This window comes from Rossellomorea sp. ABR4_012 (assembly GCF_056159545.1).
Window position 1 is genome coordinate 320,712 of the sequence record NZ_JBSWVK010000005.1, and the last position, 12,161, is coordinate 332,872.

Annotated in this window: 11 protein-coding genes; all 11 read right to left on the reverse strand. The window is 44.2% G+C overall.

Going from position 1 to position 12,161, the window contains the following annotated elements; translation table 11 throughout:
- The 11 genes from ACXAFV_RS19735 to ACXAFV_RS19785 all read right to left on the reverse strand — a co-directional run bounded on the left by ACXAFV_RS19735 (position 1) and on the right by ACXAFV_RS19785 (position 12,013).
- Positions 1 to 1,530 (reverse strand): class I adenylate-forming enzyme family protein, encoded by a 1,530-nt coding sequence (locus ACXAFV_RS19735; RefSeq protein WP_475128969.1) that lies wholly within the window; start codon positions 1,528 to 1,530, stop codon positions 1 to 3.
- Positions 1,531 to 1,962: 432 nt separating this feature from the next.
- A complete protein-coding gene (locus tag ACXAFV_RS19740; protein WP_475128997.1) occupies positions 1,963 to 3,057 on the reverse strand; it encodes an endonuclease in 1,095 nt (364 codons plus the stop codon).
- 382 nt (positions 3,058 to 3,439) lie between these two features.
- Positions 3,440 to 4,615, reverse strand: a complete 1,176-nt coding sequence (locus ACXAFV_RS19745; RefSeq protein ID WP_475128971.1) for a thiolase family protein — start codon at positions 4,613 to 4,615, stop codon at positions 3,440 to 3,442.
- 44 nt (positions 4,616 to 4,659) lie between these two features.
- A complete protein-coding gene (fabG, locus tag ACXAFV_RS19750) occupies positions 4,660 to 5,403 on the reverse strand; it encodes a 3-oxoacyl-ACP reductase FabG (protein ID WP_475128973.1) in 744 nt (247 codons plus the stop codon).
- A complete protein-coding gene (gene phaZ, locus ACXAFV_RS19755) occupies positions 5,400 to 6,311 on the reverse strand; it encodes an intracellular short-chain-length polyhydroxyalkanoate depolymerase (protein ID WP_475128974.1) in 912 nt (303 codons plus the stop codon). Before phaZ ends, fabG begins: the two co-directional genes overlap by 4 nt.
- Complete coding sequence (locus ACXAFV_RS19760; RefSeq protein ID WP_475128975.1) at positions 6,298 to 7,335, reverse strand: 3-oxoacyl-ACP synthase; 1,038 nt, start codon at positions 7,333 to 7,335, stop codon at positions 6,298 to 6,300. Before ACXAFV_RS19760 ends, phaZ begins: the two co-directional genes overlap by 14 nt.
- A gap of 13 nt (positions 7,336 to 7,348) precedes the next feature.
- Positions 7,349 to 8,347, reverse strand: a complete 999-nt coding sequence (locus tag ACXAFV_RS19765; RefSeq protein WP_475128976.1) for a branched-chain amino acid ABC transporter permease — start codon at positions 8,345 to 8,347, stop codon at positions 7,349 to 7,351.
- Positions 8,348 to 8,351: 4 nt separating this feature from the next.
- Positions 8,352 to 9,212: a branched-chain amino acid ABC transporter permease gene (locus ACXAFV_RS19770; protein WP_475128978.1), complete on the reverse strand. Its 861-nt coding sequence runs from the start codon at positions 9,210 to 9,212 to the stop codon at positions 8,352 to 8,354.
- Between the two features lie 13 nt (positions 9,213 to 9,225).
- Positions 9,226 to 9,933, reverse strand: coding sequence for an ABC transporter ATP-binding protein (locus ACXAFV_RS19775; protein ID WP_475128980.1), 708 nt, complete (start codon positions 9,931 to 9,933; stop codon positions 9,226 to 9,228).
- Entirely contained in the window at positions 9,917 to 10,681 is a 765-nt protein-coding gene (locus ACXAFV_RS19780) for an ABC transporter ATP-binding protein (protein ID WP_475128981.1), read from the reverse strand. Before ACXAFV_RS19780 ends, ACXAFV_RS19775 begins: the two co-directional genes overlap by 17 nt.
- 108 nt (positions 10,682 to 10,789) lie before the next feature.
- Positions 10,790 to 12,013, reverse strand: coding sequence for a substrate-binding domain-containing protein (locus ACXAFV_RS19785; RefSeq protein ID WP_475128983.1), 1,224 nt, complete (start codon positions 12,011 to 12,013; stop codon positions 10,790 to 10,792).
- Positions 12,014 to 12,161 lie beyond the last annotated feature (148 nt).

Here is a 12,161-nt window from a genome sequence, read left to right on the forward strand (position 1 = left end):
TCACCTCGAGTTAGTAGAATTCGAGGTACAGGTGGATTTCCCCTTTTTTTTCAGAATATAGTTTTCTACTAACTCTTTTTTATTTACTTTCCCGACATCTGTTTTTGGAATTTCTTCGATAAAGTGATATTGTTTTGGAATCTTAAATGCACCGAATTTTTCAAGACAGTAAGCCTTTGTTTCAGTTCCTGATATTCGCTTACCTTCACGTAACGCAATAAATGCAGTGACCACCTCTCCCCACTTTTCATGCGGCATCCCTACGACGGCGCATTCAGAGATGGATGGATGCTCGCAAAGCCAATGTTCGATTTCCTGAGGATAAATATTTTCCCCGCCTGATATGATCATATCTTTTTTGCGGCCGACGATATAATAATCACCTTCATGATCAACTCTCGCCAAATCCCCCGTATGAAGCCATCCTTCTTTGAGTGCAGCTGCTGTCTCTTCAGGCATTTTCCAATATCCTTTAAAAAGATGTTCTCCGCCGAGAAGCAGTTCACCTACATCCCCATGTTTCACACATTCCCCGTTGTGATCGACGACCTTCACTTCATTAAGCATCATCGATTTTCCAACCGATCCTTTCTTCACTTTTCCTGGATCGATATAGAAGTTATTCGGCCCCGCTTCTGTCAAGCCGTACCCTTCCTTAAACTGTAGTCCTTTGGATTTAAAGACATCATACACTTTCCCGGGACACGGCGCTCCCCCCGACAGAAACACCTTCATTTTCGGAAAAGAAGCATGCTTGAACTCCTTCTCCTCCATCAGTACGTGGTACATCGTCGGTACCAATAACACAATCGTGCATCCATGATGATTCAGCATATCAATTGCTTGGCGAGGTTCAAATCGTTCGGCCGTCACCACTTTCCCCCCAATCATCAGAATCGGTAGTGAAAGTGCATTCAGCCCGCCCGTGTGGAATGTCGGTAAATACGTAATTGTATTGTCCTCTTCTGTTAAATTCCAGCTTATTACCGTATTCAGTGCATTTGCATTGATTGATCTATACGATAGGATGACTCCTTTTGACTTACCAGTTGTCCCGCCGGTATAAATCATGATCCAGGGATCATCTTTTGAAAGTGATGTTTGTGATGCCAGTTCAGTTCCACCGTACACCGCATTTACAGCCTCTTCTATCTTTTCAGCTTTGTATCCTTTTTGCCGGTCATTGACCAAATGCTCAAATTCAGATTGGATGAAGACCAGTTCAGGGGTGCAGTCACCTATCAAGGATTCGATTTCCGCAGATGACAAACGCCAGTTCAAAGGCACAAAAACAGCCCCAATCTTACTGCAGGCAAACAACAATTCAAAACAAACAGGATGATTTTTTGCGATAAAAACAATCCGGTCGCCTTTCTGTATCCCTTTTTCTTTCATATAAAAAGCCCACTTTGCCGCTCTCGCATCAAGTGAGCGGTAAGTAATCATCTCATCGGTGGATCCATTTACAAGCGCCACCCGTTCAGGAGAGATGATTGATCGCTTCTGCAACCAATCTGTCACTCTTTCCATCTCATCTCCTCCTTGGATTGGATTAGTTTTATTTTAGGGAGGAGAAGTTACAAATGAGTTACAGGACTAGGCAGGTGCAGCTGGATTTTTATCGGGATTTTGAGGGCCTGCAGCGATTCGGAGTTTTCGACAAGTAGCGCAATTACTGTGAAAGTGGTGCAATTATTCAAAATGTTGCGCAATAATCCTGAAGGTGGCTCGATTATCGAAAAACTGGCGCAATAAATCAAGATCTGGCGTAATTATTTTCTCGAGCAAGTCAAACCCGCATCGACTACCTGTCTAGAACTAATCCCCTCCTAGTTATTCGTCCACAATTTTATAAATTTCTCTTAATTCCATTCAAAATTCTCATTTTGCACACGATTTCTAGTAATTATCCATAAAAAAGCTCGGGACATTAAAATGCCCCAAGCGCAAGCCTTGATCTTATCACCAAATCATCTCAGCCCATTCCGGATGGTCGATGAAAGGGTTCCGGTTTCCTTGATAGTCTTCAAAAATAATATTATTTCGGCGAATTTCTCTTGAATCTACAGGATCTTCTGCATGCCATACCAACAGAACGGACATTTTCCCGTGATAAGGAGAACTTCCGTTATTCACATAATCATTTAATTCAAGGTCTACTTCACCGCTGTCGCCTTCATATCGGACCGCCATATAGAAAATCATCCGGGCTACGTCCCCTTTAACTTCGTCCCGGGGTTCCCAGGAATCGCTGTCATAGTAATTTCCTGGAGCTTCACTGTGTCCGCTGCCGCCATTGTCAAAATCGAGATTCCCTCTGGAGGAATTAACCGTTACGTCAGTCGGGCGCAAATGATGAAGATCTGTCCCTGGTCCCTGTGCCGTTCCAAAGTCGCCATGTGATTTCGCCCAGACGTGTTCGCGGTTCCAGTCGTCCACTCCGCCGCCGTTGGTGAATTTTGATTGTGACCGGCCTGAATATAATAAAAGAACGTTATTTGAGTTTGCAGGATCCTCGTCTGTATTTCGAAGCGCTTCCCATACTTCACTATAGGAAAGTGTGGTGTGATCATCAATGATGTTGTGGAGTGCAGACTTAAGGTTTGAGCCTGTTTTTCCTTCAGCGGCAGTATAATATTCTTCATATGATGGAGGATCAGTTGGGTCTGTCGGGTCTGTATCTCCCTGCACCTCTTCAAAAGCTGATGTCGACTTCACTCCGGGATGAGAGAAATAATCAGTCAGACTTCCTGTAACTTTAAGTTTTTGCCCCATCAAATCAGGATTACTTTGAAGACCATAACTTGAACGAAATGAAGAAGGAATTTGAACGAATATCATATCTGATGTATTTGTTTCCGAGGGTGAGTCAGCTAATGCAAGAGCATAATCATTCGGAAAGTTGCTCGTCACGACGGATGTTTGTGAGACAGGCTGCCCTACTACATATCCCTCAACTGAATAGGCTGCACCGGTTTGGTTCGAGAGTGCCTGACTTACTGAAAATGGAGAACTCCATGTACCGCTGCCGGCAGCATTGATTTTGTCCAATTGCATTCCACTAAAGATAAATAAAACCATTACGAACACGGTGATGATACTGACCATTTTTCCTGAAATCTCTTTCAAACGTAACGCCTCCTTAGTATTAGTACGTATTTAGCGTATAACAGAAAATTTTGTAACAGGGTTAAAAAAATGTAAATTTTCTAAAATAAGTAAAATGTATTATTAGATACATTTGTTTGTTTGGTAGAATAGACCACTATCATGGATAAACATGGATATTAATGAGCATTCAGTCGCTATGATTTGAAGAAGTCGAGGTGTGGCTGAAAGAATTATTTCAGGGGGAATAATGTCCTCTACCTTCGCGCGAACATAAAAAAACACCAGCCCTTGTTTTACCAGGACTGGTACTTCTCCTTTCCTCTAAAACTTACAAGCTTTCTATCAAAATAGAAGCCCCCATGCCTCCACCTACACATAAAGAAGCAATTCCTTTTTTCAGATTCTGCCTCTTCAGTTCATGTACAAGACTGACGGCGATCCTTGCACCCGTGCACCCGACGGGATGTCCGATGCTGATACCGCTTCCGTTTACATTCACCTTGTTACGATCAAGACCAAGCTCTTTTTCTACTGCCAGGTACTGTGCCGCAAACGCCTCATTGATTTCGAATAAATCGATTTCATCCAATGTCCAGTTACCTTTATGTATCCCTTTTTGGATGGCCGGCACCGGTCCGATTCCCATTAGCTTTGGATCGACCCCTGCAACTGAGTAGCCGGAAATTCGGGCTAGTGGCTGCAGTCCTCTTTTCTCTGCTTCTTCTTCGCTCATTAGGATAAGGGCGGCTCCCCCGTCATTCAAGCTGGAAGAGTTCCCAGCTGTTACAGTCCCGCCCTCTCGGAAAGCAGGCTTTAATTTAGCCAGCTTGTCTGCAGTCAAGCCAAGACGCGGACTTTCATCGGTGTCGATGACTTTTTCTCCTTTGCGTTCTTTAATTGTAACAGGAACGATTTGAGTATCAAAATAACCTTTTTCGATTGCATTTACCGCTCTTTGATGACTGAGCATAGCAAATTGGTCCTGTTCTTCACGAGAGATATCATGGGTTTCCGCCAGGTTTTCGGCCGTTTCTCCCATCATGATGCCATGAATCGGATCCTCTAGTACTTCCCATACCGAATCGCGGATTTCACCGTGCTGCAGCCTTTGCCCAAACCGGTGCTGCTTTAAGATATAGGGGCTAGAGCTCATCGCTTCCACTCCACCTGCCAGAACAATATCAGATAGTCCCGTTTGAATTTGCATGGCAGCGGATATGATCGCCTGCATCCCGCTGGCACACTGTCTCTGTATCGTGAAACCTGTTGTCGTATCGTCAAAGCCGGAAAGAAGTGCTGCCGTGCGGGCAGTATTTGGCTGGTCCGTACGCTGTATGCAATGTCCTAAGATGACTTCGTCAATATCACTTGAATTCAGATTGCTTTGTTTGGCTGCTTCCTTCATTACAGGCACAATCAAGTCTGTAGGGAGCAGATCTTTGAATGCTCCTCCAAATGCTCCTACAGGTGTGCGAAGGGCTGATGTGATTACTACATTTCTCATATTGCTCTTCCCCTTTCATTCGTCTCGATTTTTAGAATGCTGATTTACATCATAATGCCTCCGTCTACATGGAGAACGGTGCCATTCACATAATCACTGTCATCAGATGCTAAATACAAATACGCTTTTGCAATATCTTCTGGCTTCCCCAGCCTGCCCAGCGGAACCATCGATTTCATGCCTTCGATCACTTTTTCAGGGACGCTTGCCACCATGCCGGTTTCAGTGAAGCCGGGTGCCACCGCATTGACGTTGATTCCTTTACGTCCCAGCTCTTTCGCCCATGTCTTTGTCATCCCGACGACAGCTGCTTTAGCTGCAGCATAGTTTGTCTGCCCGACATTTCCATAGATCCCGCTTACGGAAGAGGTATTGATGATTTTCCCCTTTCCGTTTTCAATCAGGTGAGGAAGGACAGCCTGTGTACAATTGAATACACCTGTCAAATTGACATCAAGTACCTTTTGAAAGTTCTCTGCTGAAAGCTTATGAAGCATCCCATCCCTTGTAATTCCAGCATTATTGATGAGGATATCAATTTTCCCAAAATGTTCTTTGGCTCTTTTTACAAAACTGTCCACAGAAGAACGGTCAGCTACATCCCCTTGAAAGAATTCCGCTTTTCCAACACCAAGTTCATTCAAGGACTCTACTTTTTCTTTTCCTTTTTCCTCATCAAAATCAATAAGTGCGACATGGCACCCTTCTGTTACAAACACTTCTGCTGCCGCATATCCAATTCCATTCGCAGCTCCCGTGATCAGGGCCACTTTACCTTCTAATCTCATGTTATTTCCTCCTTTTGCTGCAGAAACGACGTCATTCTCTCAATCAGCTGTTCCAAGTCATCCACCAGAGGGGAATGACCGCTATTCTTTAACTCTGTAAACCTCGCATTTTCACCAATATCCTGCACAATCTCCTCAGTCATCTCTTTTGTTATGACATAATCCCTATCTCCTCTTAACACGAGAACGGGAATGGAAATGGAGCTTGCCTGCCCAGTACCTTCCACAAGTCCATTATGACGGTCACTAATGTTAAAGGTATTTAACGCATAATAGATTTCTGCCAGGTTCCGCTGTGTTCTCATATCATCGATGTATTCTTCATACTTCTCGGAATCAGGCTGGGCATCCGTATAAATCAGCGCATTCCATAATGTACGCAGAAACTCCCTGTCGTTTGTGTCATACGCCGTTTGTACAGGAATCGTCTTACTTCTGTCCTTCCTCACTTCTTCCAAGGTTTTCAATCGATTGGCATAATCCGGAGATCCATCTTCTTTTGTATCAAAAAAAGGATATCCCCTCGTTGATGCTGAAGCTAAAAGAATCATTTTATCGCAATAACCTGGATGATCAGCAGCGAATTGCATGGCTACAGCCCCTCCTGTAGACCACCCGATCATGCAAAAATCACTGAGCCCCACTCCATCTGCCCAGTCTTTTAAATCCAGTGATAAATCTTTAATGCTCGTTATGGGTTGATGATTACTGGATTCTCCAAATCCCCTCATATCAATCGCATAGAGTTTGTAACGCTCATCCATTCGGTCCAACAGCAAATCCCAATGTTTAGAGGAAGTCATATTTCCATGGACCAGCACTACTGGCAGATGCCCCCCGCTTCTTTCACGGTAAGCCATTGTTTCGCCATTCGAAAGCAGGATTTCTTTCAATTCAATCACTGTCATTTTCAGTCCCCCTTAAGGATTCCCCCCAAATGATTGTCGACGCACCCCAGGCATAGCCGATTCCCGCGCTCACAAGTACAACGACATCCCCTTCTTTCAACCGGCCTCTCTGTTCAGCAAGCTCAAGGGAAAGGATTTGATCGAATTGTCCAATATGACCATAGTCTTCAAGGTAAATCGATTGCTCTTCGCTTAATCCCAATTCTTTCAGCACATAAAGATGAGCGGATTTCTTCATGTGAAGAATCCCCGCATAGGCAATATCTTTCTCCTCATAACCGCTTTTATAGAGGGATTCACGGATCACTTTCAAGAAATTATCCATTGATTTTTGTTCCAGCCTTTTCTTCATTCCATCAGGGTCCGGAACCTCCAGATAATAACGGCCTTGCTCAAGAGCTTTTGAGGTCAGCGGTTCAACAGTTCCTCCGACAGGGACAATGACATCCTCTGAAAAAGAACCATCTGTCACTAAAGACGTTTCAAGCAGAAGGTTCTTCTTCAATCCTTTCTGCAAAATCAGGGCACCTCCGCCGGCAGCCAGATTAAACATGAATCGCGTGCTCTCGTTACTGTAATTAATGAAGTCACTGTTCCGATAGCCTCCCGCCAGAAGCACCGTGTTGATGTCAGGATCTGTTTCCATGAGACTTTTTGCAAGTTTCATAGCCATGATCGTCGTCCCGCACCTGAGGGATGTGTCAAATGCCCATGCACGGTAGGCGCCAATCTCTTCCTGCAGCTTGATGGCTGCTGTCCAGAGAGGGTATTCCTTATGTTCTTCTCCGACATAAATAACGACATCTATCTCTTTCGGATCGATTCCCGCTTTTTCAATGGCGGTTTTTGCAGCTTTGATGCCCATGGCACAGGTATGGTCCCCTGGCCCTGGAACCGTTTTCTTTCTTATTCCCATTTTATTTTCGACAACTTCTGCCGGAAGTCCTGCTTTCTCAGCGATTTCCATTCCCGTCATGATCTTTTCAGACAAATAGATTCCTGTACTCAGAATCCCTACTGTCATGGTGCTTCCCTCCTCATCCTGCTATTTTCTTTTCCTCTGCCCGGTGTTTTTTCACTGTTTTCTTTTGTCTGCCTATTTTCCGGAGTGATCCGACAATACCCGCAGGGAAGAACATGACAGCAAGGATATAGAGGATCCCGAAAAAGATGATCCACCTTTCAAATATAGGATAAGTGCCTGCGAGCTCTGTCAGCCAGTGATGGGCAAATTCAATCAACCCTGCCCCAATAATCGCACCGATCAGTGTGCCGACTCCTCCGATGATGGTCATAAGCAAAGCATCTAGCGTGATATCCATCGTAAAGACACTAGTGTTCACAAAACGTAAAGAAATGGCATATAGCGATCCTGCCAAACTGGCTAGTACCCCTGCTATGACACTCGCGATAATTTTATAATTAAGTACATGAAACCCGAGGGATTCAGCCCTTTGCTCATTTTCCCGAATCGCCTGAAGAACTGAACCTGCAGGGGATTGAGTGAATCTTCTCAGTACTAAAAACACCACTGCCATCACTGCCAGACATGTAAAATAAAAAGTCATCCTGTCTTTCATGAAGTCAGGCGTACGAAATGTAAATCCATCATTCCCGAATGTCAGCGTTCTCCACTTTTCAGCACCCACAAGGAATAATCCGGCAAAAGCCAATGTCAACATTGCGTAAAAATGGCTCTTAAGACGAAGAGTCAAGAGACCGACTAAATAACTTACAATTCCTGCAATCGCAAAACCTGCTAAAAGAGATACAAAAAACCAGAACATGTTCGGTTCCATCCGGTCTAAAAATATTCCCGTCGAATAGGCTCCTATCCCGAAAAACATGGCATGACCGAACGATACGATTCCTGTATAACCAAGCAGCAGGTCATAGCTCATCGCAAAGATCCCGAATATGAATACTTGCGTCAATAAAATCATCATGCTTCTTGAATCATTAAACAAAGGAAATAGCACCAATAAAAGCAGTGCGGTTCCCATAAACAAATTTGAACGGTTCTGAAGGATTTTCATTGTCTCACCCCTTTACTGTAAATAATCCCTGCGGCCTGAAAATGAGTACGAGCGCCATCAGGATCATATTGACAGCCAGTGACAGCTCTGGTACATAATACGTCATAAAAGAACCAGTCAATCCTACCAAAATGGCTGCAAACAGGGATCCAGGGAAGCTTCCCATCCCGCCTATCACAACTACGATGAAGGCCAGGATCGCAAACTCCATCCCCATTTCGGCGTATATAACACCTGAATAAGGAGCCAGCAAAATCCCCCCGAGCGCCGCCAGCGCTGAGCCGACCATAAATACATACATGAATACTTTCTTGATATTTATTCCAAATGCTTCTACCATTTCTTTGTTCATGACTCCTGCACGGACCACTAACCCGACTTTCGTCTTTTTCAAAATGAGCTGAACAAGTCCAAATATCAGAAAGCCTACAGCGATAATAAACAGTCTGTATTTAATGATAATGACATCTCCGATCACCCAGCTGCCTGCAAGATAATCCGGAGCGGTCATCGATAATTGATTAGGCCCCCAAACGACCTTCAACAGTTCTGATAGAACAAGCATAAATCCCAGGGTGATTAGAATCTGCTGAACATGATTTCCATACACCGGCTGAATGATGAATTTTTCGGTTATCATCCCCAGAATCAGCCCTGTGACAATGGCTCCGATAATCCCCAATACAAAGCTGTCTGTCACAGCGTAAACCCAAACACCACTGTAGGCTCCCCAAGCAAATAAACCACCGTGGGCAAAATTCAACACATCCATCAATCCAAAAATCAAGGTCAAACCCGCCGCTAATAGAAAAATCAGCATGCCTGTAGCCAGGCCGTTTAACGCTAAATTGATGATGAGGTCCATTTGATCCCCTCCCTTATGCAATCCCCAGATATTTCTTTTTCATGTTTTCATCTTTCACAAGCATCTCCATATGCCCGTTGTGAACCGTTGTTCCATCATCGATGATATAGTAGCGGTCCCCTATTTTGCTTGCCATGATGAAATTTTGTTCAACAAGCAGGATCGTTGTACTTTCTTTCATTTCAACGATTGATTCCATCACTTTTTCAACGACTATCGGAGCAAGCCCCTTACTCGGTTCATCAATCAGGATCAATTCATTGTTATTTAGATAAGCTCTCGCTATTGAAAGCATTTGTTTTTGTCCCCCACTGAGATTGCCCCCTGCTTTCTTCCAGAACTTCTTTAAATCAGGAAATAAATCGGTTATCCATTCCATACGGTCTTTCGTTTCGCCATCCTGTTTTTTCATGGCTACCTTCATATTTTCCTCAACGGTCAGATCGCCGAATATCCCTTGATCTTCCGGAACATAACCGATTCCTTTGTTTGCTGTTTTATAAGTAGGCAGCCTTTGGATTTCTTCCCCTTTATAAATGATTTTCCCAGAGGAAGGGGGGGTAAGTCCCATGACGCTCCTGAGACTGGTGGTTTTCCCTGCACCATTCCTGCCGAGAAGGACGGTGACCTCCCCCTTTTTCACTTCAAAGGAGACCCCTTGGAGGATATGATATTGCCCGATAAAGGTTTCGATGTTCTCTACCTTAAGCAGTGTGCTCATCATAAAGCCCTCCCAGGTAAGCCGATTGCACTTGTTCATTCTTCATGATTTCTTTCGGGTGGTCATCGGCCAGTAATCTTCCATTGAATAACACCATGATCGAATCGGAAAGATCCATGATCATATCCATTTTGTGTTCAATCAAAACGATAGTTTTGTTTCCTTGTTCTTTGATATTTCGAATCACGTCAAGAATTGCCGGCACTTCTTCTAAAGACATTCCCGCAGTCGGTTCATCAAGCAGGAGGATTTCTGTATCCAGTGCCAGAAGCATGGCGATCTCAAGCTTCCTCTTTTCTCCGTGCGCCAGATTAACGGCTAGAAAATCAGCTTTTTTTGTCAGCAACACCAGTTCCAATAATCGATGGGCTTCACTCATGATATCGTCAAAACCATTCTTATGACGATGCATGATATAGCGGATTCCCCGCTTGGATTGCACTGCCAGTCTTACATTCTCCAAAACTGTCAGATTAGGAAACACATTGGTGATTTGAAAAGAACGCCCTATTCCGAGACGTGCCCTCCTCGTAGGTGAAAGATTCGTCACTTTCTTTCCTTTAAGGAAAACATCACCGCTTGTCGGTTTTAATTGTCCGCTCAATAAATTAAAAAGAGTCGTTTTCCCCGCCCCATTCGGACCGATGATTGATTTAAATTCCTTTTCCGGAACAGTAAATGTTACGTTATCAACCGCTGTATGGCCGCCGAACTTAATCGTTAAATCTTTTGTTTCTAATATGTTCATAAGATTCACCTCTTTTTTTCTGTCTATTGTTATGAAAAAGGCTGACCGCACCCGAGCCCTCTGTTAATGGAATGAGAGCAAAGGGCAAGCCGGTCAACCCTGTCTGCCTTAATTCAAGATTGGAGGAGCTGTTTCTTCTGGTGAAAGCTCCCTTATTAAAACAGGTACTGGATATGGTACCCCTTCTTTCTTTTCGAGCCTGATAGCATAAAGGGTCTGCAGTGCCTGGTGATCTTCTTCACGGAATGTCATTTTCCCTTTAGGAGTCTCAAAGCTCATCCCTTCCATCGCTTGGATCAGGGTATCCGGATCCAAATCTCCTTCAGTCTTCTTAAGGGCTTCCACAATTGAAATCGCGGCACTCATCCCTCCTGGAGTAAATAAGTCCGGAACCTCTCCGTCATATTTCTTTTTATGCTCTTCGACTAACCAATCATTAATTTCGTTATCCGGAAGTTCATGATAGTAAACAGAAAATCCTTCCATTCCCACAAGCGGTTCCATTGCAGACAATGCCGCGATATCCGGTGCTCCGGTAGAAATTTTTATCCCTTTCTCCTGCAGCTTCATGTCAGCAATTTGATTCCAAGGTGAATTGGCACCTGCCCAAATGACAAATAGATAGTCCGGCTTGCTTTCTATCACTTTTTGTATATTGGAAGTGAAGTCCGTCGCTGCAGGATCTGCATACTCTTCATGGACAATTTCTGCACCTAATTCTTCTGCTGCTGTTTTAAAAGCAGCTACCCCATCGCGTCCAAACGAGTAATCAGGTGCCAGTGTAGCGATTTTCACTCCATCCTTTGCAATGGCAGCAGCTCCGGCTACCGCATCTTGTGAAGAGTTACGGGCTGTTCTGAAAATATATGGGTTAAACTCTGAACCTGTAATGCTATCAGCAACTGCAGGTTCGACAACCATGATCTTTTCATATTCTTCGGCAAGTGGAAGCACCGCCAGTGTATCCCCGGAGCTTGACGACCCCACAAGGAAATCCACTTCTTCTTCTTCCAATAATTTAGTGGCCTTTTGCACTGCCACTTCAGGTTTTGTTTCAGTATCTTCAAAGACAACTTCTATTTTCTTTCCGGCCACTTCCATCGTCCCGTCTGTCGCGTATTCCAGCCCGAGCTCAAACCCTCTTTGCGTTTGTTTGCCATACGACTCCAAAGCACCCGTCAACGAAGCTAGAACCCCGATCTTCACGGTTTCTTTTTCCGACGATCCATCACCCGACCCTCCATTACTTGATTCAGAATTACAGGCCGTTGACACAACCAGCATGCATGACAGCAGAATCATCAAAGCAGACCACTTCATTGATTTCTTCATCTTTTATCCCCCTTGTTTATGAACTAAAGCGAAAATAGCTTTGACCATATAGTAGGGAATAGGAGTTACAAATGAGTTACAAGTAGAAAAGCGGAGGCGGCTTGTTCAGAGGCGACAAGCATAAGACAGGGCAGCCATAAAGGCGCTT